Origin of the sequence: Brachybacterium rhamnosum (genome assembly GCF_039526185.1) — a bacterium.
In the GTDB taxonomy this organism is placed as follows: domain Bacteria; phylum Actinomycetota; class Actinomycetes; order Actinomycetales; family Dermabacteraceae; genus Brachybacterium; species Brachybacterium rhamnosum.
Genome location: NZ_BAAAIS010000002.1, coordinates 459,615 through 484,547, shown reverse-complemented (window position 1 = coordinate 484,547; position 24,933 = coordinate 459,615). Strand labels below are relative to the sequence as shown.

Below are 24,933 nucleotides of genomic sequence, written 5' to 3'. Positions count from 1 at the left end.
ACACCGCGGCCGCGACCGGTCACGATGACGTCACGACATCCCCGCGCCCCTCGAGGAGGCCCGCATGAGCTCGATCCCCGCCCGCAGCGGCGCTCGGACCGACGCCGCGATCCTCGACGCGATCCGCCGCTCCCCGGACACCACCCGTGTCGCGATCGCCCGCGAGCTCGGCGTCACGGCCGCGACCGTCACCAACTCCGTCAAGCGCCTCATCGCCGACGGCCTCGTCCTCGAGTCCGGCCGCGCCCGCTCCACGGGCGGCAAGCCCGCCTCCCTGCTCCGCGTCTCGACGACCTCCCGCTGGGCCATCGGCTGCACGGTCGAGAGCGACCGCCTCTCCCTCGTCGCGATGGGCGTCACCGGGGCCCTGCGCGGCCGCGTCATGCTGCCCCTCGGGGCCCTCGACGGGGCGGATCTCACGGAGCCGCTGCGCGCCGCGCTCACCGAGCTCGGCGCCCTCGACCCCGCCCAGCGCCCGGCCTTCACCGGGATCGGCATCGCGGACCTCCGCGGCCACGGCCTCGGCGTCGAGGAGCTCGGCGCCGCGGTCCGGGAGCTCACGGGCGCCCCCGTCGTGATCGGGACCGCGGCGGTCTGCGCGGGGCTCGGCAGCGCCTGGGTGGGCGAGCAGGACCCCGAGCGCCCCTGCCTCACCGTGCACCTCGGGCCCACGATCGGTGTGGCCCTGCTGCGCGACGGCCGCCCGCTGCTGCCCGCGACGGGCTGGCCCGGCGAGCTCGACCACGTCGCCGCAGGGCCCGACGGCACGCCCCTGCACGAGATCGCCTCCCCGGCGGCGGACGTCCGCCGCGCCCTCGACCAGGGGCTCGGCGCGGAGCTCGGCCTGGACCCCGCGGGGGAGCGCGTCCTCTCCGACCACGCCCGCCTCACCGAGGCCGCCGGCCACGGGGACGAGCGCGCCGCCGCCGTCGTCACGGCGAGCGCACGGGCGATCGCGGGAGCGGTCGCCGGGATCGCCGGCCCGCTCGGCATCGAGCGGGTCGTCCTGAGCGGCACGAGCGTCTCGATGGCGCCGCGGATCTACCGCGAGGCCTTCGCGGGCGTGCTGCGCTCCCGCACGGGCGCCCTGCCCCCGGGGCACGAGGTCGCCGTCTCGACCGTCCAGCCGCACCCGTGCTCCGTGGGGGCCGCCGCCCTCGCGCTGACCAGCGCGCTCAGCCCCGCGGCGTGAGCGGCACCGCCTCCGCGAGCCACGCGAGCTGACGCTCCCGCTGCACGGTGCCGCCGCCCTCGTGCCCGTTGTACGGGTAGACCTCGACCTCGGCGAGCGCGCCCGGCTCCCCGTGCAGCCCGCCCCAGTGGTTCGCGGCCGCGAAGACGGTCGAGGGCGGCACGATCGTGTCTCGCAGCGCGGCGGAGACCAGCGCCCGGCAGCGGGCCCGCCGGCCCAGGTGCACCCCGTCCACGTAGGAGAGCGTGCGCCAGGCGGCCTCCTCCGCGCCCCGGTTCGCGGCGAGGAAGCGGACGATCTCCTGGTACGGATCCGCGTCGGTGATGTCGATCGCGCGGCGGATGGCGCACAGGAAGGGGACGTCCGGCATCGCCGCGTCGACGTCGGGCACGAGGCCCGCCGCCGCGACCGCGAGTCCGCCGCCCTGGCTGCCGCCCGTGACGACCACCCGGCCGTCGGTCCCCGGCAGCGCCCGCGCCGCGTCGACCGCGCGCGCGGCGTCCGTCTGCAGGCGCACCAGGTAGGAGGTCTCCGGGGAGGTGATGCCGCGGGTCATCGAGCCCGGCGCCGCGGGGCCCGAGCCCACCGGGTCCGCGGTGTCGCCGCCGCTGCCCCAGGCCCCGCCCTGGCCGCGCGTGTCCATGACCAGGTGCGCGTAGCCGGCGGACGCCCACACGAGGTGCTCGATCGGGCGCCCGCGACCGCCGCCGTAGCCGATGTACTGGACGACGACGGGCAGGGGGCCGGTCGCCGCGGCGGGCCGCAGGTACCAGGCGCGCACGGGCGTGCCGTCGTGGCCCGCGAAGGTCACGTCGAAGGCGTCGACGAGGTCGAGGCCGGTCTCCACGGGCGTGACGTCCAGGAGCACCTCGTGCTCGCGGGCGCGGAAGAGTGTGCCCTCCCAGAAGGCGTCGAGGTCCGCGGGCTCGTCGAGCTCGGGACGGTGCTCGCGCAGGGCGGGCAGGGGCAGGTCGAACAGGGCCATCAGGGGTCCTCTCAGGGGAGCAGGCGGGCGGCGGTGCCCGGGGGCAGGGAGAGCACGGCGACGCCGCCGGCGGGGACGGCGAGGCCCTGCGCGGCGGCCGCGCCGCTCACGAGGTCCGTGCCCTCGGCCTGCACGCGCACCGTACGGTCCCCGTGGTGCAGGAGGAAGAGGTGGTCCACCCCGTGGCCGCGCCGGCGCACCGCCTCGAGACCGCGCTCCGCGGCGCCGGGCAGGGTCGGGCCGATCCCGAGCTCCTGCGCCGCCGCGCGCAGCCACGTGTCCCGCGACTCCTGGGTCCAGCGGGCGGAGACGTAGGTCGCGGTGCCCGCGCCGCGGCGGGCGCGGGTGATCGCGGGCAGCCCCGCGAGGTCCGCATGCGTGTAGCGGGCGAGCACCTCGGCGTCCGTCGCCGCGAGCAGCTCGGTCCACTCCTCCGCGACGGTGCCGTCGTCGAGGGTGACGACCTCCCGCGCGGGCAGCGGGAGGATCTCCTCGCCGCGCACGCCCAGCAGCTCCCGCAGCCGGCCCGGGTAGCCGCCGGTCGCGACGTGCAGGTGCTCGTCGGCGAGGCCCGAGAGGTAGGTGACCACGAGGTGGCCGCCGCCCTCGACGTACTCCTCGAGCCAGGTGACCTCCGCGTCGGAGAGCGGGTACTGGCAGGTGAGGACCAGCAGGCGGTACCGGGAGACGTCCGCGAGCGGGCGCACGAAGTCCGTCGGGATCCCCGCGCGGTGGAAGGAGCGGTGGGTGGCCCGCTGCTCCTCGCCGTAGCGCAGCTGCGCGCTCGGCAGGTCCGGCGTCTCGAGCGCCCACCAGCCGTCCGCATGCCACAGCAGGCCCACCTCGGCCTCGACCAGGGGCCCCTCCTCGGGCAGTGCGGCCACGGGGGCGAGGGACTCGAGCACCTCGCCGAGCCGCCTCACCCCGCGGAAGGCGCGCGAGTCGCGGCCCGCATGGGGCACGAGCGCGCCGTGCCACTGTTCGGCGCCGCCCGTGCTCTGGCGCCACTGGAAGAAGAGGGAGGACTGCGAGCCGCGGGCGATGTAGCCCAGCGAGTGCCGCAGCATCCGCTCGGGGCTCTTCGCGAGGGTGCGGCCGTCGACCTTGATGCCCGTCGCGTTCTGCTCCATGAGCACCCACGGGCCGCCGGACCACGAGCGCGCGAGGTCCGAGCCGTAGGCGACGTGGGCCTCCGCGTCGGGGCCCGCCGTGTCGAGGTAGTGGTCGAGGGAGACGACGTCGAGCTCGTCCGCCCAGGACCACTGCTCGAGGTGGTTCCAGGTGGGCAGCATGTAGTTCGTCGTCACCGGGGCCTGGGAGCCCGCGGCCCGGATCTCCTCGCGCTGCTCGCGCAGGGCCGCGCGCATCTCGTCGGAGGAGAAGCGGCGGAAGTCGATCGCCTGGGAGGGATTGGGGAGGTACTGGGTCGCGCGCGGCGGCTCGACCTCCGCGAAGGAGCTGTAGCCCTGGGACCAGAAGGCCGTGCACCAGGCGCGGTTCAGCGCCTCGATGGTGCCGTACCGTGCCCGCAGCCACGCCCGGAAGGCGCGGGCCGCGTGCGGGCCGTGGTCGAGGGTGCCGTACTCGTTGTGCAGGTGCCATCCGCGCAGCCCGGGACGGTCGCCGTAGCGCTCGCCGAGCAGCCGGGCGATCCGGCGCGAGGCCTCCCGGTAGGCGGGGGCGCTCACGGCGTAGGTGTCCCGCGAGCCGTGGGTGAGGCGCACGCCGTCGGGCCGCACGGGCAGGGCGTCGGGATGGGCGAGGGAGAACCACGGCGGCGGGGAGGCCGTGGGCGTGGACAGGAAGTACCCGATCCCGGCGCCGTCGAGGCGGTCCAGGACCTCGTCCAGCCAGGCGGTCTCGAACCGACCCTCCTCCGGCTCGAGGGTCGACCAGGAGAAGATGCCGAGGCTCACGGTGTTCGCGCGGACCTCGCGCAGCAGCTCCACGTCCTCGTCCCAGGTCGCGGGGTCCCACTGCTCGGGGCTCCAGTCCCCGCCCAAGAGCAGCCCGCCCGGGGCGAAGGGCCCGCTCATGAGGCGCCGCCCAGGAGGGCGAGCGGGGCGGAGCCGGCGCGGGCGAACAGGCCCAGCGAGTGCACGTCGTAGGTGCGGCGCAGGAAGCGGCCGCCCGCGCTCGCGTCGACCTCCTCCCCGTCCAGCAGGTGCACCCAGCGGCCCGCGGGCAGGTACACGTCCACGGCGCCGTCCTCCTGCAGGACGGGCGCGACGACGAGGTCCTCGCCGAGCATGTACTGGGCGTCGAGGGTGCGGCAGGCGGGATCCTCGGGGAACTGCAAGACCATGGGCCGCATGACCGGGGCGCCGGTGCGGGTCGTCGTCGCGGAGGCCTCGAGCAGGTAGGGCATGAGGGTCTGCTTGAGCTCCGCGAACTCGCGCATGACGTCGACCGCCTCCTCGTCGAACAGCCACGGCACCCGGTAGGAGCTCGAGCCGTGCAGCCGCGAGTGGGAGCTCAGCAGGCCGAAGGCGACCCAGCGCTTGAAAAGCGTGGGGTCGGGGGTGCCCTCGAAGCCGCCGATGTCGTGGCTCCAGTAGCCGAAGCCCGAGGAGACGAGCGAGAGCCCGCCGCGCAGCGACTGCGCCATGGCGACGTAGGTGGACTCGCAGTCCCCGCCCCAGTGGATCGGGAACCGCTGCCCGCCGGCCGTCGCGGAGCGGGCGAAGAGCACAGCCTCGCCCTTCCCGCGGCGCTCCTCGAGCAGGTCGAAGACGACCTGGTTGTACTGCTGGGTGTAGAAGTTGTGCTCGCGCAGGGGGTCGGAGCCGTCCGCCCAGACGACGCCCTCGGTGGGGATCCGCTCGCCGAAGTCCGTCTTGAAGGCGTCCACGCCGTCCTCGAGCAGCGCGTCGAGCTTGCCCGCGAACCACTCCCGCGCGGCGGGGCTCGTCATGTCGACGAGGCCCATGCCCGCCTGCCAGAGGTCCGTCTGCCACACCGAGCCGTCCTCGGTGCGCAGCAGGTGGCCGGCCTCCGCGCCCTCGGCGAACAGCTCCGAGCGCTGGGCGATGTACGGGTTGATCCACACGCAGACCTTGAGGCCCCGCTCGTGGAGCTTGGCGATGAGGCCGCGCGGGTCCGGGAAGGTCGCGGGGTCCCAGCGGAAGTCGGACCAGTGGAAGCCGCGCATCCAGAAGCAGTCGAAGTGGAAGACGCTCAGCGGGATGCCGCGCTCCGCCATGCCGTCCACGAAGGAGAGCACCGTCTCCTCGTCGTACTGGGTGGTGAAGGAGGTCGAGAGCCAGAGGCCGAAGGACCACTCGGGCAGCGCGGGCGGGCGGCCCGAGCGGGCCGTGTAGCGGTCGATGACCTCGAGCGGGGTGCCGCCGCCGACCACCTCGTAGCGCAGGCGCTCGCCGGGCACGGAGAACTGGGTCGCGGTGACGTTCTCGGAGCCCACCTCGAAGGAGACCGGGCCGGCGTCGTCCACGAGCACGCCGTAGCCGCGCGAGGAGAGGTAGAAGGGCACGTTCTTGTAGGCCTGCTCGGAGGAGGTGCCGCCGTCGGCGTTCCAGATGTCGACGCTCTGGCCGTTCTTCACGAAGGCGCCGAAGCGCTCGCCGAGCCCGTAGATCTGCTCGCCGACGCCGAGCGCGAGCTGCTCGTGCACGAACGGGCCCGTCCCCTCGACCTGCGCGTAGCCGATCGAGCGGGCGGTCGAGGAGGTGAGCACGGTGCCGTCCCACCGGTAGTCCACCTGCCACGGGCCGTGCAGGGCCACGCGCGCCTCGAGCCGGCCGGAGCGGAAGGTGGCCTGCTCCTCGTCCCGGGTGATCACCGGGGTGACGGGGGCGGAGGTGAGGTCGAAGCGGGGCAGGGACTCGCGCCGCCCCGCGAAATGCTCGATCTGCACGGCGATGACGTCCTCGCGCGGCGCCGTGAAGGTCACCGTGATCGACGGCGTGTTGAGCGTGTCGCCGCGGCTCTCGATGCGGCGCACGGGCGCGTGGACCCGCAGCGTGTCGCCGAGGTCCTCGACGTCGTGGACCTCGGCAGGGCGCTGCAGGGTCACGCCGTCGCGGATCAGCCAGTAGCCGTCGGTGAACTTCATGGGGTGGGTCTCCTGGGGAAGCAGTGGTGGTCAGTGGGTGGTGAGGCGCAGGCCGGTGAGGGCGGCGCGGCGGGTCAGGTGCACGCGGACGGTGCCGGTGGGGCGGTCGCCGTCGGCGACGACGGTGTGGGGGAGCGGGCCCTCGAGCAGCACGGCCTCGCCCTCGCCATCGGTCTCGACGGCGGCCACGACGGCCCCGGCGGGGAGCACGAAGGCGGCGGTGCCGCCTGCGGCGGTGGCCGCGCGCAGCACGGTCCCCTCGAGCAGGCTCGCGGGGGAGCGGAGCAGGCCCTGCACCTCCTCCGCCCGGTGGGCGGGGACGTGGTCCCCGGTCGCGGCCTCCGGCGGGGCCGACGGCGGCGCCGGGAGCGTGAACGCCTCCGCGGTGCGGGCGGCGGAGCGGGCGATCCGCACGGTGACGGGACCGTCCGGCAGCTCCCACGCCTCGAGGTCCGGGGCGTGGAGGGCGAGGCGTCGCGCGGGGATCCGCAGCGCGACCGTCGCCGCGCCGGAGGCCGGGACCTCCACGGCGGCGCTGCCGACGAGGCGCGTCACGGGCGCCTCGTGGCGGCGGCGGGAGAAGGAGGAGGCGGGGACGTCGGCGTAGACCTGGACGACCTCGTGCAGCGGGCCGCCCGTGCGGCGCTCGGCGGGGGCGGTGACCTCGACGTGCACCGCGATCTCGTCCCCGTCCCAGCGGGCGTCGATGCCGTGCCAGTCGCACGCGTCGAGCGTGAGCCCGTGGCCGAAGCCGAAGCGGGCCTCCTGCCCGTACCGGTAGGTCATGGCGGTGCCGATGGTGTCGTAGTCGAGCACCGAGGGCAGGGGCGCGCTCGTGGGCCAGGTCTGGGCGAGCCGGCCGGAGAAGTCGCGCGCGCCGGTGAGGAGGTCCGCGAGCGCCTCGCCCTCCGCCTCGCCGGCGTGGGCGGACCACACGACGGCGCCCACCTGCTCCTCGAGCCCCTCGAGGTCGTAGGGGTAGGAGGAGGTGATCACGAGGACGGTCGCGACCTCGGCGGGCAGGGCGGCGAGGGCGCGCAGGGCCGCGCGGTCCGGCTCGGGGAGGCCCAGGTGCGGGCGGTCCTCCGTCTCGCGGCCGTGGACGTGCGGCTCGTTGCCGAGCACGAGCACCGCGGCGGCCGCGCCGCGCGTCGCCTCCTCCACGGCGGCTCCGCCGCTGCCGAGCACCGTGGCCGTGAGGTGCGCGGCGCCGACCTCGGCGCCGACGGGCAGGAGCACGAGGTCACCGGTGTGGTGCTCGATCCCGACGAGGCGGCCGCTGCCGCGGTGGCGCAGCCGGTGCCCGCCCGCCGCGGCGGGCAGGGCCTCGCGGGCGAAGGTCTCCTGCACCACCCAGCCGCCCACGCGGGCGGAGCGCGGCAGCAGCCGGCCGCGGTCGTCCGGGGCGACGAGCAGCCCGGTGGCCTGCGAGCGGAGGGTGAGCACGCCCTCCCCGAGATCCGTGAGCACGAGCCGCTCGGGCTCGGAGGCGGCGGGGCGGTGCGCGGGGCGGTCCACGTGCAGGGAGCCGTCCGCGGCGCGGAGCACGGGCCCCTCCCCGGTGACCTCGAGGGCGACCACGTCGAGGCCGTCGGCGACGCGCACGTCCTCCCGGCGCGCGGCGAGCGCACGGGAGAGCGGGACGGGGTCGATGAGGTCGCCGCTGTACCAGTCGCCGAGCACCGTCCCGGCCTGCGCGCCGAGCACGGCGAGCGGTCCCGCCGGCAGCGGGAGCGCGCGGGGGTCGCGGTGGGCGAGCAGGACGGCGCCGCGGGTCGCGGCCTCCCGGGCGAGGGCGCGGCGGCCGGCGCGGTCCGCGGGGACGCCCGGGGCGGGGGCCGCAGGATCCGCGTCCTCCCCGAGGAGGGCGGCGAACTCGCCGGTGCGGGCGCGGGCCACGAGCTGGCGCACCACGGCGCGGTCCACGTGGGCCCCCTCCACGAGGCCCGCCGCGAGCGCCGCGTGCACGGCCGTGACCGTCTCGGTGGGGTCGGTGTCGTTGTCGGTGAAGGAGTCCACCCCGGCGCGGAGCATCGCGGCGTAGGCGTGGGCGGCGTCCGGGACCACCTTCTGGCTGCGGAAGAGGTTGCCGGGCGCGCCCGCGTCGGAGACCACGAAGAGCAGGTCGGGATCGGGGAGGGCCGCGCGCAGGGCGGAGTCGACGAGGTCGCTGAGGTGCGCCGGGCGGCCGTCCACGAGGTTGTAGGAGAGCATCACGGAGCCGGCCGCGCCCGCCGCGAGCGGGGCCAGGAACCCCGGCAGCTCGAGCTCGTGCAGCACCCGCGGGGGCAGGTCGGAGCTCGTGGCGCAGCGGTCCGTCTCGTTGGAGTAGGCGAGGAAGTGCTTGAGCGTGGGCACGGTGCGCCAGGTGGGACCGTCCCCGCGCAGCCCGCGGGAGAAGGCGGTGCCGAGCTCCGCGTTCAGCAGCGGGTCCTCGGTGTAGGCCTCCTCGGTGCGGCCCCAGAGGGGGTGGCGCAGCAGGTTCACGACCGGCGCCCACACGGTGAGGCTCACGGACGGGTCTCCGGCACGCAGCTCGCGCACCTCCTCGGCGACCACGGCGGCGGCGCGGCGCAGCAGCTCGGGGTCCCAGGTCGCGGCGAGGCCGACGGGCTGCGGGAACTGCGTGGCGGGGCCCCGCCAGGCGAGCCCGTGCACGCCCTCGGTGCCGGTGACGAAGGGGCCGATCCCGAGCCGCGGCACGGCCGGGGCGTACTGGTGCAGGAGCGCGACCTTCTCCTCGGTCGTGAGCTCGCCGACGATCCCGCGCGCCCAGTCGAGCCGTCGACGGTCGTGGGGGTCGAGCGGGGCGGGGGCGGCGAGGGGCATGGCGTCCTTCATCGGGGGATCCTCGCGCATCCGTGCGGGAGGGGTGGGGTCAGGGGTAATCGAATCGCTTCGACTCCCGAACGTCAAGTCCCCTGTTGCGCGGCGGGTGCGACGGGTATCCTCGAGGGGTGGGCGCCAGGGTGGTGCCGCAGGACGGAGCGGTCATGGCCATCGACCTCGAGGGGCGCACGGTCCAGGGGATCGGCGCCTTCGCCGTGATGGTCGTGCTGAACCTGCTCTACCTCCTCGCCTGCGTGCCGCTCGTGACCGCGGGGGCCGCGACGAGCGCCCTGCTCGAGGTCATGCTCCGCTACGCGGACCACGAGCGCGGCCGGCCGCTCGTCGACTTCCTGCGCGCCCTGCGCGCGAACCTCCTGCGGGCGACCGCGGTGCACCTGACCCTCGGGGTGCCCGTCCTCGCGCTGCTCTTCGCGGCGCGCTTCTGGTTCACCGTCGGAGGAGCATTGTCCCTGGCAGGGACGCTGATGGCGGTGCTCATGGCACTCTACCTGCTGGGCGCGCTGCTGCACGGGCTGGCCCTCATCGCCGCCGTCGACGAGCCCGTGCGGGCCACCCTGCGCAACGCCCTGCTGCTGCCCGGCGCGGAGCCGCTGCGCACTGCGGGCCTCGTGCTGATCCCCGCCGGGATGATCGCGCTCGCGCTCGTGGTCCCCGGCGCGGGCTGGCTGCTGCTGACGATCGGGGCGAGCGCGGGCGGCTACCTCGCGGCCCTGCTCCTGCGCGCCTCCTATCGCCGCCTGGGCGCCCTCGCCTGAGCCATCCCTCGACGGGTCGCCGCCTCCCGAGGGCTGGTGTCGAAGCGCTTCGGCGATTCTCTTGACGAGGCGCCGTCGAAGCGTTTAGTGTCCGACCCGAACTAACCGACCCACGAGGGAGTGCGGAGTGGACGCAGTGAGCATGAGCCCGGGAGGGGAGCGGTGATGGCCGCCCCCGTGCAGGTCGAGGCCGTCGTCGCCTCCGAGGTCGAGGGACGCCCGCGGCGCCGCGGGCGTCGAGGCGCGCGGGCCTCGCACCGCCGCCAGTCCTTCGGGCTCTTCCTGACGATCGTGCCGTTCCTGGTGCTCGTCTTCCTCTTCAGCTACTTCCCGCTCTACGGCTGGATCTACTCGCTGTACGACTACCGCCCCGCGCGCGGCCTCGGCGGCAGCGAGTTCGTGGGCCTGCAGTGGTTCCGGATGCTCGTGGGCTCGCCCACCCAGGTCCAGCAGATCCTCCAGGTCATGGCCAACACCCTCGCCATGAGCTTCCTCGGGATCGCGGCCTCCGTGCTGCCGCTCGCCTTCGCCGTCTTCCTCAACGAGATCCGCGCGACCTGGTTCAAGAACCTCGTGCAGACCCTCACCACCCTGCCGAACTTCATCTCGTGGGTGCTCGTCTACATGATCGCCTTCTCGATGTTCTCGACGACCGGAATGGTCAACGGGACCCTCGAGAACCTCGGCCTCATCGACGAGCCGCTCAAGTTCCTCGACAGCGACCAGCACATCTGGCTCAAGATGGCGCTCTGGGGGATCTGGAAGACCGTGGGCTGGGGCGCGATCCTCTACCTCGCCGCGATCGCCGGCATCGACCAGTCCCTGTACGAGTCCGCGAAGGTCGACGGCGCCGGTCGCTTCCAGACGATGTGGCACATCACCGTGCCCCAGCTGATGCCCACCTTCTTCGTGCTGCTGATGCTCTCGATCGCGAACATCCTCAACAACGGCATGGAGCAGTTCTACGTCTTCCAGAACGCCTTCAACCGCGAGCACATCCAGGTGCTCGACCTGTACGTCTACAACATCGGCATGACGGGCAACAACCTGTCCCTGGCCACGGCGATCTCCATGCTCAAGAGCGTGATCTCGGTGGTGCTCCTGCTGTCGGTGAACGCCCTGTCCAAGCGCGTGCGCGGGACCTCGCTGGTCTGAGGAGGCCGAGATGACCACTGCATCCCTGACCCGCGAACGGGGCCACGTGCCCTTCACGATCGTGAACTGCACGCTCTTCGCGCTGTTCGCCCTCGTGTGCGGCTACCCGTTCTACTACCTGATCATCAACTCGATCAGCGCGAACGACCTCTCCGCGCTCGGCGACATCCGCTGGCTCCCGCGCGGTCTCCACCTCGACAACTACGGCCAGGTGCTCGACCTCCAGGGCCTCCCGCAGGCCGCGCTCGTCTCCTTCGCGCGCACCGTGATCGGCACCGCGGCGACCGTGCTCGCCTCCGCGTACCTCGGCTTCATGTTCACCCAGCCCCGGCTGTGGAAGCGGTCCTTCTGGTACCGGGCCGTGGTCATCACGATGTACTTCAACGCGGGCCTCATCCCCGTCTTCATCATCATGAAGACCCTGGGCCTGACCAACAGCTTCTGGGTCTACATCCTCCCGCTCGTCGTGCAGCCCTTCAACATCATCCTCGTGAAGACCTTCGTGGAGGCCATGCCCCGCGAGCTGCAGGAGGCGGCGGAGATGGACGGTGCCGGGATCCTCTCGGTGTTCTTCCGGATCTACCTGCCCAACATGACCCCGATCCTCGCCACGGTGGCGATCTTCAGCGCGGTCACGCAGTGGAACAGCTTCCAGGACACCTTGCTGTACATCACCGACCAGAGCCTCTACACGCTCCAGTTCCTGCTCTACATGTACATCAACCAGGCGGACTCCCTCGCGCAGGCCGCCCAGCAGTCGGGCGGGGACCTCTCCGGCATCGCCTCGGCCGCCACCTCGCAGACGGCCACCTCGATCCGCACCACCGTCGCGGTCGTCGTCGTGCTCCCCATCCTCTTCGTCTACCCGCTGTTCCAGCGCTACTTCGTCAAGGGCATCATGCTCGGCGCGGTCAAGGGCTGACCCCGCCGCCCCCGTGAAAGGACACGACATGACCGGCTCCACCCTCCCCCCGCACCGCCCCTCCCGCCGCTCGCTGATCGGCGGGGGGCTGAGCCTCACGCTGCTGGGCCTGGGCCTCAGCGGCTGCTCGACCGACGGCGACGCCGCCGCGGACTCCGGCCCCTTCCCCGAGAGCTGGGACGAGGCGCTCACGATCGACGTCTTCGACGGCCTCGCCAACCAGATGGGCGAGCAGCCCGGCTGGTTCGGGCACCTCGTCGAGAAGGACTTCGCGCTCACCCTCAACGTCATCGCCCCGAACGTCGCGGGCGGCGGGGACACGCTCTACAACACGCGCGTCGCCGCCGGCGACCTGGGCGACGTGGTCGTGACCGACGTCGGCCAGAAGCTCGACGAGCTCGTCGAGGGCGGCCTGCTCACGGACCTCACGCCGTACTACGAGCACATGACCAGCGCCGCCCGCTTCGACACCGCGATCCAGAAGGTCAACGAGGGCAAGGACGGGATCTACGCGATCCCCACGCAGGTCTCCTCCCTCAAGCCCACCGAGCCCAGCGAGGGCATCGACCCCACCTTCGGCCCCTTCCTGCGCTGGGACGTCTACAAGGAGATCGGCTACCCGGAGATCGGCACCCTCGAGGACCTCACCCCCGTGCTCGAGGAGATGCAGAAGGCGCAGCCCACCACCGAGAACGGCAAGAAGGTCTACGCCCTGTCGCTCTTCAAGGACTGGGACGGCAACTTCATGAACAACGCCAAGCAGCCCTGCTGCTACTACGGCTACGACGAGGTCGGCTTCGTGCTCGCCGCCGCGGACGGCTCCGACTTCCAGTCGATCATCGACCCCGACGGCCTCTACGTGCGCACGCTGCGCTGGTTCTTCGACCTCAACCAGAAGGGCCTCGTCGATCCCGACTCGACGACCCAGAACTACGACACCCTCTACTCGAAGATGCAGTCCGGGAACGTGCTGTTCTCCTTCTGGCCCTGGCAGGGGCAGGCCGCCTTCAACACCGAGGCGCACGTCGCCGAGGGCAAGGGCTTCATGCTCGCCCCGCTCGCGGACCAGAGGATCTTCTCCTACGGCGCCTCGATCTACGGGGCGCAGCAGGTCTTCGCCGTCGGCTCGCAGGGCGATGACCCGCAGCGCTCCGCCGCCTTCATCGACTGGCTCTACTCACCGGCCGGCGTCTACGCGAACTCGAGCCAGACCATGGGCGCCGCGGGACCGCAGGGGCTCACCTGGGAGCTCAACGGGGACAAGAAGCCCGAGCTCACGGAGCTCGGGCGGAAGGCCCTGCTGGGCGACGGCGCGGACCTCCCCGCCGAATGGGGCGGCGGCGCCTACGCCGACGGCGTCTCCTGGCTGAACACCACGACCGTGCTCGGCAGCGACGAGGACCCCGACACCGGCTACCCCTACAACTACAAGATGTGGGAGACCTACCAGGAGAGCGTCGCGAACCCGCTCACCGAGGACTGGGCGGGCCGCATGGGCGGCGCCGCGACGACCATGGAGTACCTCGTCGCCAACGACCAGCTCGCCGTCGCCCCCGGCGCGAGCTACGTCGCCCCGCAGGACTCCTCGGAGATCGAGACGATCCGCAACCAGGTCAAGGCCGCGATCGTCCAGAGCTCCTGGAAGATGGCCTTCGCCGGCAGCGAGAAGGACTTCGACGCCCTGCTCGAGGACCTCACCTCGACTGCGGAGGGTCTCGGCTACCAGAAGGTGCTCGACGTCGACATGGCGAACGCGAAGGAGCAGGACGCGGCTCGCAAGAACGTCGCGGAGCAGTTCGGCTGACCCTTAGCGGTCCCGGGTGGTCTCCCGGGGCACGAAGGTGGGGCTCAGCAGGCGGGAGTGCGGCGGTGCCGACGGATCCTCGACGAGCTCGAGGGCCATCGTCACCGCCGTGCGGCCGATCGCCGGGATCGGCAGCTCGATCGAGGAGTGGGCCCCGGCGGCGGCGACGTCGTCCGGGGCGATCGCGACGAGCTGCAGCGCCCCGGGCACGTCCACGCCCGCGGCGGAGAGCGCCCGGGTGAGGTGCGGGAGCGCCCGCTCGTGGTGCACCACGAGCGCGTCCACCGCATCGGGCCCGCTCAGGTGCTCGGCGACGAGCGCGGCGATCGCCTCCGGCTCCGCGTCCACCTCGAGGCGCGGCGCCGGCAGGCCCAGCTCCCGGCAGCCCATCTCGAAGCCGAGGCCCGCGCGGCGGGCATAGGTGGGGACCGGTCCCGCGGGGTCGCGGTGCGGGGTGAGCAGCGCGATCCGGCGCGCGCCGCGCAGGGACAGCTCGCGCACGGCGAGCATCGCCCCGGAGAGGAAGTCGAAGTCCACGCAGGCGATCCCGGCGGCGTCCTGCGGGTAGCCGATGAGCACCACGGGCCGGTGCAGGCGCGCGAGGGCCGGCAGCCGCGGGTCGTCCTCGACGAGGTCCATGACGACGAGGGCGTCGACCTTGCCCTCCTCGACGACCTTGAGGGTGCGCGCGTGGTCCTCCGCGGCGACGAGCAGGACGTCGTCGTCCGCCTCGTGCGCGGCCTCGAGGATCGAGCCCACGAACTCCATGATCACGTGGTCGTCGACGGCCTCGTGGCGGGGCACGGCGACGCCCAGCAGGGAGGTGCGGCCCTTGGCGAGGGCGCGGGCGCTCGCGGCGGGGTGGTACTCGAGCCGGGCGATCGCCGCCTCGATCCGCTCGCGCGTGGAGGCGGAGATCGTGCGCTTGCCGCTCAGCGCGTAGCTCACGGTGCTCAGGGACACCCCGGCCTCGCGGGCGATGTCCGTCATGGTGGCCATGGGCCTCATCGTCCCACGAGGTCGGGCGCGACCGGGGCGCCGTCGGCGGGGAGGTCGACGGGGAGCGTGCGCCCGCCCCAGCGCACCCGGTGCTCGCCCGCGGCGCCCGCGCCGAGCGCGCGCAGCACGAGGCGCGTGGGCTCGCCGCCGGCCCAGTCGAGGTCCACGGCGACGCCGGGACGGGCCCGCAGCCCGCGCACGGAGCCGCTCGCGAGCAGCGGCGGGACGGCGGGCAGCAGCTCGATCTCGCCGCGGTGGCTCTGCAGCAGGCACTCGGCGACGGCGGCGACGATCCCGAAGTTCGCGTCCATCTGGAAGGGCGGGTGGGCGGAGAAGAGGTTCGGGTACAGGCCCGAGCGCTCGCCGTCGGCGGTCTCCGCGGGGCGCACGAACAGCGTGAGCAGGTCCTCGACCTTGTCCGGGCGGTGCAGGCGCGCCCACAGGCAGGCCTTCCAGGCGAGCGACCAGCCGGTGGCCTCGTCGCCGCGGGCGAGCAGGGAGGCGGTCGCGGCCTCCTCGATGCCCGGCGCGAGCGCCTCGGTGCCGGGGTAGACGGGCGCGAGGTGGGAGACGTGCCGGTGGTGCGGCTCGGGCTCCTCGAGGTCCGCGTGCCACTCCTGGAGTCGGCCGTCGGGGCCGATGCGCGGCCCGTCGACGCGTGGGAGGGCGGCGCGCGCCCGCGCGAGCAGGTCGTCCTCCGCTGCCCCCGTGACCTCGGCGGCCGCGAGCAGGGAGGAGAGCACGCCGCGCACGAGCCAGCGATCCATGCCCGAGCCCTCGGTGAGCGCGACCGCGGTGCCCTCGGGGGTGCGCCACTGGTTCTCCGGGGAGGTCGAGGGCACGGTGACGAGGCGGTCGCCGTCGGTGGGGTGCAGCAGGTCCAGGGCGAAGGCGGCGGCCTCGCGCAGGGCGGGCATGCGCTGCGCGGCGACCTCCGCGGCGGGCAGGCCGGTGAAGCGGGCGAGGTCCTCGAGCTGCAGCTCGAGCCAGAGGCCGCCCATCGGCCAGATCGCCCAGCGGGTCTCGCCGTCCACCGGATCGGAGTAGCCCCACGGGTCGCTGTTGTGGTGCACGGTCCAGCCGCCCGCGCCGTAGAGCCGGCGCGCGGTGTCGCGGCCGGTGCGGCGCAGCAGCGCCGTGTACTCCTCGAGGGCCGCCGCGGCCGCGGGGACGTGCGCGGTGCCGGCGGCCCAGTGGTTCATCTCGAGGTTGATGTTGGTCGTGTAGTTCGAGGACCACGGGGCGCGCACCTCGGCGTTCCACAGCCCCTGGAGGTTGGCGGGCGGCAGGCCGGGCCGCGAGCACGCGTGGAGCAGGTAGCGGCCGTAGGCCACGACCTCCTCGAGCAGCGCCGCGCCCGGGAGGCGGAGGGCGAAGGCGTCCTCGCCCGGCGTGGAGGCGTGGCGGGCCAGCAGCTCCTCCTCGCCCCGCGCGAGGGCGGCCTCCGCCGTGGCCGCGGCCTCGGCGAGCACCTCCGTGGGGGGCCGGTCGGGGCGCTCGCCGAGGCCCCGCCAGCTCGTGGCGATCGCGCACACGAGCAGGGCGCGCTCGCCCTCGCGCCGCCAGCGGACGGCGACGGCGGCGCGGGAGGCGTCCTCGCCCCAGGCCAGGCCCGGGGCGCCGGGGGCATGGCCGGGAGGGGCGTCGGAGGGGACGCGGAGGATCACGTCGAGCCCGTCCTCGCGCTCGGACCGGTGCTCCTCGTGCTGCGGGGACTCCAGACGCACGCGCAGCACGTCGCCCGCGGCGAGCGGCACGGCGTGCAGGAGGACCTCGTCGGCCGCGCTCACGGCGCTCAGGTGGTCCCCGCCCGCGGTGCGCACCCGGTGCAGCCGCGCGTCGAGGTCGAGCTCGCGAGGCCCGGGGACCGCCCCCGGGACCTCGACGTGCAGGTCGCCGACGGGCTGGTAGGCCTGGCCCCAGCTCGCACCGAGGGCGCCGAGGGCCTGCTCCGCGCCGGGCACGTCCCCGGCCGCCCAGAGCCGTCGCGACTCGGCGCGCGCGGCCGCGGCGACGTCGGCCCCGGTGCGGCGGCCGGCGTCCACGCCGGGCGTGCCGGACCACAGGGTCGACTCGTTCAGCCCGAACCGGGCGGCGGCGGGGTCGCCCCAGGCCATCGCACCGATCCGGCCGTTGCCGAGGGGGAGCGCCTCGAGCCAGCGGGCGGCCGGTGCGGTGCGGGTGATCATGCGGTCCTCCCGGCGGGGGTCGCGGCGCGGGAGATCCATGCGCCGGGGGCGTCGAAGACGGGCTGGAGCGCGGCCCGAGCGGCGCCGCGCAGGGCGGGGTCGGGGGTCGTGTCGGAGCGCTCGATCGAGATCGGGCCGGCCTCCGCCGCGAGGGCGTGGGCGGTGACGGTCTCGCGCACCACGGGGGTGATCTCCTCCGCGATCGGGGCGAGGTAGCCGGAGAGCACGACGGTCGAGAGGTCCAGGATGTTCAGGGCGTTCGCGATCGCGAGGCCCAGGGAGCGGCCGATCACGCCGATCACCTCGGTGCGGCTCGAGGAGCGGGAGAGCTCGTCGACGAGGTCCTCGATCCGCACCTCGGGGCCCAGCCCGGCCTGCTCGACCAGGGCGTGGTACGAGATGTACGCCTCGAGGCAGCCGCGGCGGCCGCAGCGGCAGGTGAGGCCGCCCGGCTCGACGACCGTGTGGCCGAGCTCGCCGGCCCAGCCGTGCGTGCCCTCGAGCACGGAGCCCTCGAGGACGACGGCGCCGCCCACGCCGGTCGAGCCGCGCACGTAGAGGAAGGACTCGCCGGGCCGACGGTCGATCTCGGTGAGCACGGAGAGGCGGTTGTCGTTGAGGGCGACGATGTCCCCGGCCTCGGGCGCGAGGTGGGTGCGCAGTCCCTCGACGAGGGGGACGTCGGTCCAGTCGAGGTTGGGGGCGGAGAGCACGAGGCGGCCGTCGGGGGAGATGCGGCCGGGCACGGCGGCGACGACGCCGACGACGGGGAGGTCGGGGGCGTCGGCCCGGACTTCGCGCACGAGCTGCGCGGCGCGGGCGATCGCCTCCTCGGCGGAGGCGGCGCGGCCGTAGACGGTGCGGCGGGAGAGCTCGCTGCCGGTGAGGTCCACGCCGAGGCAGGAGACGTGGTCCGCGGCGATCTCGAGGCCGATCGCGAGCAGCGTCCCGGCCGCGGGGCGCAGCGGGACCATGGGGCGCCCGGCGCCCGCGGAGATCGGGTCGCCCTCGCTGATGAGCCCCGCCCCGATGAGCTCCTCGACGAGCTTGGAGACGGTGGGCTTGGTGAGCCGCGTGAGGGAGGCGAGGCCCGCGCGGGAGGTGGGCTCGCCGGCGGCCTGCAGGGCGCGGAGCACGGCGGAGAGGTTGTGCTCGCGCAGGTGGGTGGACTGCATGCCGGGCCGTCCTGTCCTCGGGTCGGGGTGGGGATCGTGGGGGTCAGCTTGCCATTTCGCGGTTAGTAATGGAAACTTACTAAGCGAACCCGTCACCGCCGACATCACCCCAGGAGCACACCGTGACCGCACCCACCCCCACCCGCGAGGACCGCTTCTCCTTCGGCCTCTGGACCACCGGCTGGGAGGCCCGCGACCAGTTCGGCCTCGCCACCCGCCCCGCCCTCGAGCTGAGCGCCCACATCCGCAGGCTCGCCGAGCTCGGCGCCTGGGGCTTCACCTTCCACGACAATGACGTCGTCCCCTTCGACGCCACCCCCGCCGAGCGCCAGAAGATCATCGACCAGCTCAAGTCCGTCACCACGGAGACCGGCCTCGAGATCGAGATGGTCACCACCGACACCTTCGCCCACCCCGTCTTCAAGGACGGCGCCTTCACCTCGAACGACCGCTCCGTGCGCCGCTTCGGCCTGCGCAAGGTCCTCGCGAACGTCGACCTCGCCGCCGAGCTCGGCGCGAGCACCTTCGTCATGTGGGGCGGCCGCGAGGGCGCCGAGTACGACGGCTCCAAGGACCTCTTCGCCGCGCTCGAGCGCTACCGCGAGGGCCTCGACACCGTCGCCGGCTACATCAAGGACAAGGGCTACGACCTGCGGATCGGCCTCGAGCCCAAGCCCAACGAGCCCCGCGGCAACATCTTCCTGCCCACCGTCGGCCACGCCCTCGCCTTCATCGAGCAGCTCGAGCACGGCGACATCGTCGGCATCAACCCCGAGACCGGCCACGAGCAGATGGCCACCCTGAACTACACGCACGGCCTCGCCCAGGCGCTGTGGAGCGAGAAGCTCTTCCACATCGACCTCAACGGCCAGCACGGCCCCATGTACGACCAGGACCTCGTGTTCGGCCACGGCGACCTCATCAGCGCCTTCTTCACCGTGGACCTGCTCGAGAACGGCTTCCCGTCCAAGCCCGGCGCCTACGACGGCGCCCGCCACTTCGACTACAAGCCCTCGCGCACCGAGCACGAGAAGGGCCAGTACGACGCGGCCGCCGCGAACATGGAGATGTACCTGATGCTCAAGGAGCGCGCCCTCGCGTTCCGTCAGGACCCCGAGGTGCAGGAGGCCCTGAGCTACTCCGGCATCGACGAGCTCGCGCAGCCCACGATCGCCGAGGGCGAGACCCTCGAGGACCTCCTCGCGGACCGCTCGACCTTCGAGGAGTTCGACGCGGACAAGGCCGGGGAGCGCAACTTCGGCTTCGTGCGCCTCCAGCAGCTCGCCATGCAGCACCTGCTCGGCTTCCGCGCCTGAGCCCGCCCACCTCGCCCGCTCCGTGAAAGGCTCCCGCTCATGACGCTCGTGCTCGGCATCGACTCGTCCACCCAGTCCACCAAGGCCCTGCTCGTCGACGCCGCCACCGGCGAGGTCGTCGAGGAGCGCCGCGCCGCCCACCCGGACGGCACCGAGGTGGACCCGCGGGCCTGGCTCGCGGCGGTGGACGAGGCGGCCGGGCCGCTGCTCGAGCGGGCCGAGGCCGTCGCCGTGGGCGGCCAGCAGCACGGCATGGTGCTGCTGGACGGGGCGGGCGAGGTGGTGCGCCCCGCGCTGCTGTGGAACGACACCCGCTCCGCCCCGCAGGCCGCGACCCTGATCGAGGAGCAGGGCGGGGCGGAGGCGAGCGTCGGCGAGCTCGGCAGCCTGCTCGTCGCCTCCTTCACCTCGAGCAAGCTGCGCTGGGTGCGCGACGAGGAGCCCGAGGCGGCGGAGCGCGCCCGCTCCGTGCTGCTCCCGCACGACTACGTGTCCCTGCACCTCGCGGCGCCGGGCACGGAGCCCTTCACCGACCGCGGCGACGCCTCGGGCACCGGCTACTACTCGACCGCCGCCGAGGCCTGGCGGCCCGAGCTCGCCGAGGCCGCGATCGGGCGCTCCCTCGACCTGCCGCGCCTCCCCGGTGCGCCGCAGGAGGTCATGGCCCGCACCGCGGGCGGCGCCGTCCTCGCCGCGGGCACCGGCGACAACATGGGCGCGGCCCTGGGGCTCGGGCAGCAGCCGGGGGACGTGTCGATCTCGATCGGCACCTCCGGCGTGTGCGCGATGGTGAGCGACGTGCGCCCGGACGACCCCTCCGGCACCGTCACCGGCTTCGCCGACGCGACCGGCCGCTTCCTCCCCATGACCACGACGATCAACGCCTCCCGCATCCTCGAGGCGGGCCGCGCGCTGCTCGGCGTCACCCACGAGCAGCTCTCCGCCCTCGCCCTCGCCTCCGTGCCCGGCGCCCACGGCGTGAGCCTGCTGCCCTACTTCGAGGGGGAGCGCACCCCGAACCGCCCCGACGCGCGCGGCACCCTCACCGGCCTCACCACCTCGACCACCCGCGAGGACCTCGCCCGCGCCTACGTCGAGGCGCTCCTGTGCTCGCTGGCCGACGGCGTCGCCGCGCTCGAGCAGGTCACCGGGGTCTCCCCGGCGCGCGTCACCCTCATCGGCGGCGGCGCCCGCAGCCGCGCCGTGCAGGAGCTCGCCCCCGCCGTGCTGGGCCGTCCCGTCACCCTCGCCCCCGACGGCGAGTACGTCGCCCTCGGCGCGGCCCGCCAGGCTGCCTGGGCCCTCGCCGGGACCGACGAGCCGCCCGTCTGGGAGCTCGGCGGCGCGCGCACCCTCGAGGCGGAGGCCACGCGCGAGGTGCTGGACGCCTACCGCGCGCTCAAGGAGCGCACCGAGGGCTGGGGCTGAGTCCGGGCTGCCAGCCCACCCCTCGCCGCAGCNCGCGCCCCGGGGAGCGACCCGCCTCTCGCGGGCGATGGTCCGATTCCGTTCCAGATCTGAGCTCGGAGTGGAACGGAATCGGACCATCGGGGGAGGGGGCGCGGCGGCTCGCGGCTGGGGGGCGGCGGCTGATGGGCGGTGGCCGGCGTATCGCGCGCACAGATCGCCCGCGCGCAGGCCTTGGCAAGCGCATTCCGTTCGGGGAGGATGGATCTCATGAGCACCGAGCAGCGGGTCACCGCCGACGCCGCCCCCAGCACTGACATCCGCATCGTCGACGACAACGGCTCCTGGTGCTGGTTCCAGGACGAGCGCTCCCTCGCCGATCCGGAGACCGGCACCGTCGTCATCGGCGCCGTCGCCTCCGCCGGCGGGATGGACGGCGAGGAGCGCGGCGGGGACGTCGAGCTGATCGTCGCCCGCGAGGACGGCAGCTCCTCGCGCGTCGTGCTCCACGCGGGCCTCGAGTCCGACGACCACGACGACCCGGCCCTGTGGCGCCGGGCCGACGGCCGCTGGCTCGCCGTCTACTCCCGCCACAAGACCGACGAGCTCACCCGCTGGCGCATCAGCGACACCGAGGACCCCGCGGGGGAGTGGGGCGAGGAGCAGGCGTACTCGTGGACCCTGCTGTTCGGCGCGACCGAGCCCGCGCCGCCGCACACCCCCGGCCGCGGCGTCACCTACCAGAACGTGCACCCGCTCGACGGCCGCCTGTACTGCTTCGTGCGCGCCGTGAACGACGACCCCTGCTATCTCGTCTCCGACGACGACGGCAGCACCTGGGAGTTCGGCGGGCGCCTGCTCACGCGGCCCAAGATCGGCTACGTCAACGGCTACGCCCGCTACGCCTCGGGCACGCAGCACGGCACCGACGACCGCATCGACCTGATCATCACCGAGCACCACCCGCGCGACCACGCGACCTCGATCTGGCACGGCTACCTCGCGGGCGGCTCCCTGCACCGGGCGGACGGCACGGTCGTCTCCGCCCTGGGCCGCGGCATCGAGGACGTGACCCCGCGCGCGGAGGACCTCACGCCCCTGTTCACGAGCGGCAGCACGTGGGGCGGGTCCGTCATGACCCACGCGTGGACCACGGACCTGCGGCGCGCGGCCGACGGCCGCCTCGTCGCCCTGTTCACCGCCCGGGCGGACGACGCCCTCGGGACCGACACCGCCCGCCACGCCTGGGACGCCCCCGCGCACGAGGTCCCCGCGATCGACCACCGACTCTTCCGCGCCGAGCTCGCGCCCGGGGCGGGCGCGTGGAAGGTGCACGAGATCGCCGTCGCCGGGCCCCAGCTCATGCCCCACGAGGAGGACTACACGGGACTCGGCGCGATCGACCCGGACGACCTCGACGCCCTCTGGGCCTCGCTCGAGACGGATCCGCGGGACGGCCGGACCCTCGGCGTGCACGAGATCTTCCACGGCCGCACGGCCGACGGCGGCGCCACGATCGCGTGGACCCCCGTCACCGAGGGGTCGGCGGGGGACAACCTGCGCCCCGTCGCGATCCCCGGGGACCCGGGCCGCGCGGCCGTCACGTGGTTCCGCGGCACCATGCGCCGCTCCCAGGACCTCGACACCGAGGTGGTGCTGCTCAGCAGCCCGCGAACTCCGGGCCGCTGATCGCGTAGGCGTCCTTGAGGATCCGCAGGGACGCGATGCCCTCCGCGGGGCCGATCCAGAACGGCTCGGCCCCGTCGAGGGTCGCGTAGAAGTCCGCGATGAGCTCCTCGTGGGAGACGCCCCAGTAGGAGCGGCCGCCCGCGGTCGCGACCCGGTCGGAGAAGGTGTCGACGCGGCCGTCGGCCCAGCGCACGGTGAGGCCGCCGCCCGCGCCGGAGCGCAGCTCGAGGTACGCGTTCTCGGTCGCGACCTCGAGCTCGACGGGCCGGGCGACGGGCGCGGTGAGCGTCGCGTAGAAGGTCGTCGTGGCGCCGCCCTCGTGGTGCAGGAGCAGCTCGGCGGTGTCCTCGACCTCCGTGACCCCCGCGAACTTGCGCTGCGAGACCAGGCCGTCGGTGCGCTCGACCGGCCCGAGCAGCCACTGCACGAGGTCGAGGGTGTGGATCGCCTGGTTGATGAGGAGGCCGCCGCCGGAGGTCTCCTGGCGCCCGCGCCACGGCTTCGCGGCGTAGTACTCGGCGGTGCGGGTCCACACCACGGAGGCGTAGGCGCCCTGCACGGCGCCCAGCTCACCGCTCGTGAGCAGCCGTCGCAGCTCCTGGCTCGCCCGGTTGTAGCGGTTCTGGAAGCAGATCGCGACGTGCGGGGCGCCCGCGCCGCCGTCGGCCCGCGCGGGGGCGGCGGCGAGGCCCGCGACGAGCCGCTCGGCCTCGGCGAGGGTGTGCGCGACGGGCTTCTCCTGGAGCACGTGCACGCCGCGGGCGATCGCCGCGAGGCTCGGGCCCACGTGCTCGTGGTGCGGGGTGGTCACATGGATCGCGTCGAGCCGCTCGGCGTCGAGCATCGCCTCGACGGAGTCGTGGACGGGCACGCCGAGGGCGGTCGCGGCGCGCTCCCGGGCGGCGGGGTCGGCGTCGGCGACGACGACGAGCTCGAGGCCGTCGATCGCGGCGATCGCGTCCACGTGGACGACGGAGACGTCGCCGTATCCGACGAGGCCGATGCGGCGGGCGCGCTGGGTCATCTGTGCTGCCTCCTGCCGCGACGGCGCGGCGCGTGGACGGGGAGTGGATGGGTCATCCTCGCGGGTCCCGGCCCGCGGCGGAAGCGGTTGCCGCGCGGTGCAGGGGCGAGGTCCTCGGCGAGCCTACGCCGATAGGATCATGCCGGTGACCTCGTCTCCCACCCCGTCCCGGGCCAGCGCCCGCATCACCCTCACCCTCGCGACCCTGGCCATGATCGGGCCCTTCACGATCGACACCGTGTTCCCGGCCTTCGGGCGGATCGGGACCGAGTTCGGCGCGAGCGAGGTGGGGCTCCAGCAGCTGGTCTCCGCCTACCTCGCGGCCTTCGCGGTCATGTCGATCCTGCACGGACCGCTCTCCGACGCCCTGGGCCGCAAGCCGGTGACGATCGGCGGGCTCGTCATCTACCTCATCGGCATGTTCGGCTCGATCCTCGCCCCGGGCCTCGGCGGTCTCGTCGCGCTGCGGGTGCTGCAGGGCATGAGCGCGGGCGCCGCGACGATCGTCTCCCGCGTCGTCATCCGCGACATGTTCGCGGGCCCCGAGGCGCAGCGGCTCATGGCCCGCGTCATGATGATCTTCTCCGTCGCCCCCGCGCTCGCGCCGATCCTCGGCGGCTGGCTGCTGCTGCTCGGCGACTGGCGGTGGGTGTTCGCGGGGGTGGGCCTGTACGGCGTGGTCACGCTCGTGCTGACGGCGCTGCTGCCGGAGACCCTGCCGCGGGACCAGCGCACCCCGCTGCGCCTGCGCTCCCTGCTGGGGTCGCTCGTGCACGTGGGCCGCAGCCCGGTCATGCTGCGGATCGCCTCGGCCTCCGCCCTCGGCTTCGCCGCGCAGTTCCTGTTCATCGCGGGCGCCTCGATCATCGTGGACCGCCTGCTGGGTCTCGGCGAGCAGGACTTCTGGGTGCTCTTCGTGCCGCTGATCATCGGCATGATGAGCGGCTCGTGGGTGGTGGGCCGGGCGGCGGCGGTCGTGCCCCGGCCCCGGCTGATCACGATCGGCTACCTCGCCGCGATCCTCGCGGCTCTCGTGAACCTGCTGCTGGTGGCGGTGTCCCCGGCGCCCGACGGGACGATCTCCCCGGCCCTGATCCCGCTCGTCGCGGGCCCGATGCTGCTCGCCTTCGCCGTCTCGCTCGTCTTCGCGCCGATCCAGCTCGAGGTGCTCGACCTGTTCCCCCATGAGCGCGGGGCGGCCGCCTCGCTCGGCACCTTCTTCTCCCTCGTGCTGAACGCGCTGCTCGCGGGGGTGATCATGCCGATCGTGAGCACGAGCCTGCTCGCGGTGGGCACGGCGTCGCTGCTCTTCGCCGCGGGCGGCACGGCCCTGTGGGTCTGGCACCTCGCGGCGACCCGCGGCGGGGCCTCGGCGGTCGCCCCCGCAGGCGCCTGAGCG

Annotated in this window: 17 protein-coding genes; 9 read left to right on the top strand and 8 right to left on the bottom strand. The window is 74.1% G+C overall.

The window, feature by feature from the left end; translation table 11 throughout:
* Window positions 1-64: 64 nt before the first annotated feature.
* Window positions 65-1,192 carry an ROK family transcriptional regulator gene (locus tag ABD080_RS04115; protein ID WP_343903734.1) on the top strand — a complete coding sequence of 376 codons (1,128 nt, stop codon included), beginning with the start codon at window positions 65-67 and terminating at the stop codon, window positions 1,190-1,192.
* Here the strand turns inward: ABD080_RS04115 and ABD080_RS04110 are convergent.
* The 4 genes from ABD080_RS04110 to ABD080_RS04095 are packed head-to-tail and all read right to left on the bottom strand — an operon-like array spanning window position 1,176 to window position 9,090.
* A complete protein-coding gene (locus ABD080_RS04110; protein WP_137769280.1) occupies window positions 1,176-2,177 on the bottom strand; it encodes an acetylxylan esterase in 1,002 nt (333 codons plus the stop codon). The two genes, ABD080_RS04115 and ABD080_RS04110, sit on opposite strands and share 17 nt — an antisense overlap.
* Before the next feature lie 11 nt (window positions 2,178-2,188).
* The gene (locus ABD080_RS04105) at window positions 2,189-4,213 is read right to left on the bottom strand and encodes a beta-galactosidase (RefSeq protein ID WP_343903733.1); all 2,025 of its coding nucleotides are present in this window, start codon (window positions 4,211-4,213) and stop codon (window positions 2,189-2,191) included.
* Window positions 4,210-6,249 carry an alpha-xylosidase gene (gene yicI / locus ABD080_RS04100; RefSeq protein WP_137769278.1) on the bottom strand — a complete coding sequence of 680 codons (2,040 nt, stop codon included), beginning with the start codon at window positions 6,247-6,249 and terminating at the stop codon, window positions 4,210-4,212. Before yicI ends, ABD080_RS04105 begins: the two co-directional genes overlap by 4 nt.
* 30 nt (window positions 6,250-6,279) lie before the next feature.
* Window positions 6,280-9,090, bottom strand: coding sequence for a glycoside hydrolase family 3 N-terminal domain-containing protein (locus tag ABD080_RS04095; protein WP_343903732.1), 2,811 nt, complete (start codon window positions 9,088-9,090; stop codon window positions 6,280-6,282).
* 152 nt (window positions 9,091-9,242) lie between these two features.
* On the opposite strand from ABD080_RS04095, the gene ABD080_RS04090 reads away from it, so the two are divergent.
* The 4 genes from ABD080_RS04090 to ABD080_RS04075 all read left to right on the top strand — a co-directional run bounded on the left by ABD080_RS04090 (window position 9,243) and on the right by ABD080_RS04075 (window position 13,735).
* A complete protein-coding gene (locus ABD080_RS04090) occupies window positions 9,243-9,854 on the top strand; it encodes a YesL family protein (protein ID WP_343903731.1) in 612 nt (203 codons plus the stop codon).
* 165 nt (window positions 9,855-10,019) lie between these two features.
* Window positions 10,020-11,009: an ABC transporter permease gene (locus ABD080_RS04085; RefSeq protein ID WP_343903730.1), complete on the top strand. Its 990-nt coding sequence runs from the start codon at window positions 10,020-10,022 to the stop codon at window positions 11,007-11,009.
* A gap of 10 nt (window positions 11,010-11,019) precedes the next feature.
* Window positions 11,020-11,931: a carbohydrate ABC transporter permease gene (locus ABD080_RS04080; RefSeq protein ID WP_137769274.1), complete on the top strand. Its 912-nt coding sequence runs from the start codon at window positions 11,020-11,022 to the stop codon at window positions 11,929-11,931.
* A 28-nt stretch (window positions 11,932-11,959) separates the two neighbouring features.
* Window positions 11,960-13,735 (top strand): type 2 periplasmic-binding domain-containing protein, encoded by a 1,776-nt coding sequence (locus tag ABD080_RS04075; RefSeq protein ID WP_343903729.1) that lies wholly within the window; start codon window positions 11,960-11,962, stop codon window positions 13,733-13,735.
* Window positions 13,736-13,738: 3 nt separating this feature from the next.
* On the opposite strand, the gene ABD080_RS04070 is transcribed toward ABD080_RS04075, so the two are convergent.
* Genes ABD080_RS04070 through ABD080_RS04060 form a run of 3 tightly spaced genes read right to left on the bottom strand, consistent with a single transcriptional unit; the run spans window position 13,739 to window position 18,098 of the window.
* Window positions 13,739-14,734 carry a LacI family DNA-binding transcriptional regulator gene (locus ABD080_RS04070; RefSeq protein ID WP_343903728.1) on the bottom strand — a complete coding sequence of 332 codons (996 nt, stop codon included), beginning with the start codon at window positions 14,732-14,734 and terminating at the stop codon, window positions 13,739-13,741.
* 5 nt (window positions 14,735-14,739) lie between these two features.
* Complete coding sequence (locus ABD080_RS04065) at window positions 14,740-16,923, bottom strand: glycosyl hydrolase family 95 catalytic domain-containing protein (RefSeq protein ID WP_343903727.1); 2,184 nt, start codon at window positions 16,921-16,923, stop codon at window positions 14,740-14,742.
* Window positions 16,920-18,098, bottom strand: coding sequence for an ROK family protein (locus ABD080_RS04060; protein ID WP_343903726.1), 1,179 nt, complete (start codon window positions 18,096-18,098; stop codon window positions 16,920-16,922). Before ABD080_RS04060 ends, ABD080_RS04065 begins: the two co-directional genes overlap by 4 nt.
* Window positions 18,099-18,220: 122 nt before the next feature.
* Here ABD080_RS04060 and xylA point away from each other — a divergent pair, with 122 nt between their 5' ends.
* From xylA to ABD080_RS04045, 3 genes are all read left to right on the top strand, one after another.
* Window positions 18,221-19,414 carry a xylose isomerase gene (gene xylA / locus ABD080_RS04055; RefSeq protein ID WP_343903725.1) on the top strand — a complete coding sequence of 398 codons (1,194 nt, stop codon included), beginning with the start codon at window positions 18,221-18,223 and terminating at the stop codon, window positions 19,412-19,414.
* 39 nt (window positions 19,415-19,453) lie between these two features.
* A complete protein-coding gene (xylB, locus tag ABD080_RS04050; protein WP_343903724.1) occupies window positions 19,454-20,842 on the top strand; it encodes a xylulokinase in 1,389 nt (462 codons plus the stop codon).
* 249 nt (window positions 20,843-21,091) lie between these two features.
* Complete coding sequence (locus ABD080_RS04045; protein ID WP_343903723.1) at window positions 21,092-22,510, top strand: sialidase family protein; 1,419 nt, start codon at window positions 21,092-21,094, stop codon at window positions 22,508-22,510.
* Here ABD080_RS04045 and ABD080_RS04040 read toward each other — a convergent pair.
* Entirely contained in the window at window positions 22,482-23,534 is a 1,053-nt protein-coding gene (locus ABD080_RS04040; RefSeq protein ID WP_343903722.1) for a Gfo/Idh/MocA family protein, read from the bottom strand. The two genes, ABD080_RS04045 and ABD080_RS04040, sit on opposite strands and share 29 nt — an antisense overlap.
* Window positions 23,535-23,673: 139 nt before the next feature.
* On the opposite strand from ABD080_RS04040, the gene ABD080_RS04035 reads away from it, so the two are divergent.
* Window positions 23,674-24,930 (top strand): MFS transporter, encoded by a 1,257-nt coding sequence (locus ABD080_RS04035; protein ID WP_377827270.1) that lies wholly within the window; start codon window positions 23,674-23,676, stop codon window positions 24,928-24,930.
* Window positions 24,931-24,933: the final 3 nt, after the last annotated feature.

Excerpts from the sequence above, each read along its gene's own strand:
- ABD080_RS04075 (WP_343903729.1), top strand. The coding sequence starts at position 11,960 with ATGACCGGCTCCACCCTCCCCCCGCACCGCCCCTCCCGCCGCTCGCTG.
- ABD080_RS04060 (WP_343903726.1), bottom strand. The coding sequence starts at position 18,098 with ATGCAGTCCACCCACCTGCGCGAGCACAACCTCTCCGCCGTGCTCCGC.
- xylB (WP_343903724.1), top strand. The coding sequence starts at position 19,454 with ATGACGCTCGTGCTCGGCATCGACTCGTCCACCCAGTCCACCAAGGCC.
- ABD080_RS04065 (WP_343903727.1), bottom strand. The coding sequence starts at position 16,923 with ATGATCACCCGCACCGCACCGGCCGCCCGCTGGCTCGAGGCGCTCCCC.
- ABD080_RS04095 (WP_343903732.1), bottom strand. The coding sequence starts at position 9,090 with ATGAAGGACGCCATGCCCCTCGCCGCCCCCGCCCCGCTCGACCCCCAC.
- ABD080_RS04115 (WP_343903734.1), top strand. The coding sequence starts at position 65 with ATGAGCTCGATCCCCGCCCGCAGCGGCGCTCGGACCGACGCCGCGATC.
- ABD080_RS04105 (WP_343903733.1), bottom strand. The coding sequence starts at position 4,213 with ATGAGCGGGCCCTTCGCCCCGGGCGGGCTGCTCTTGGGCGGGGACTGG.
- ABD080_RS04040 (WP_343903722.1), bottom strand. The coding sequence starts at position 23,534 with ATGACCCAGCGCGCCCGCCGCATCGGCCTCGTCGGATACGGCGACGTC.
- ABD080_RS04070 (WP_343903728.1), bottom strand. The coding sequence starts at position 14,734 with ATGGCCACCATGACGGACATCGCCCGCGAGGCCGGGGTGTCCCTGAGC.
- ABD080_RS04080 (WP_137769274.1), top strand. The coding sequence starts at position 11,020 with ATGACCACTGCATCCCTGACCCGCGAACGGGGCCACGTGCCCTTCACG.
- ABD080_RS04035 (WP_377827270.1), top strand. The coding sequence starts at position 23,674 with ATGCCGGTGACCTCGTCTCCCACCCCGTCCCGGGCCAGCGCCCGCATC.
- ABD080_RS04110 (WP_137769280.1), bottom strand. The coding sequence starts at position 2,177 with ATGGCCCTGTTCGACCTGCCCCTGCCCGCCCTGCGCGAGCACCGTCCC.
- ABD080_RS04090 (WP_343903731.1), top strand. The coding sequence starts at position 9,243 with ATGGCCATCGACCTCGAGGGGCGCACGGTCCAGGGGATCGGCGCCTTC.
- ABD080_RS04085 (WP_343903730.1), top strand. The coding sequence starts at position 10,020 with ATGGCCGCCCCCGTGCAGGTCGAGGCCGTCGTCGCCTCCGAGGTCGAG.
- ABD080_RS04045 (WP_343903723.1), top strand. The coding sequence starts at position 21,092 with ATGAGCACCGAGCAGCGGGTCACCGCCGACGCCGCCCCCAGCACTGAC.
- yicI (WP_137769278.1), bottom strand. The coding sequence starts at position 6,249 with ATGAAGTTCACCGACGGCTACTGGCTGATCCGCGACGGCGTGACCCTG.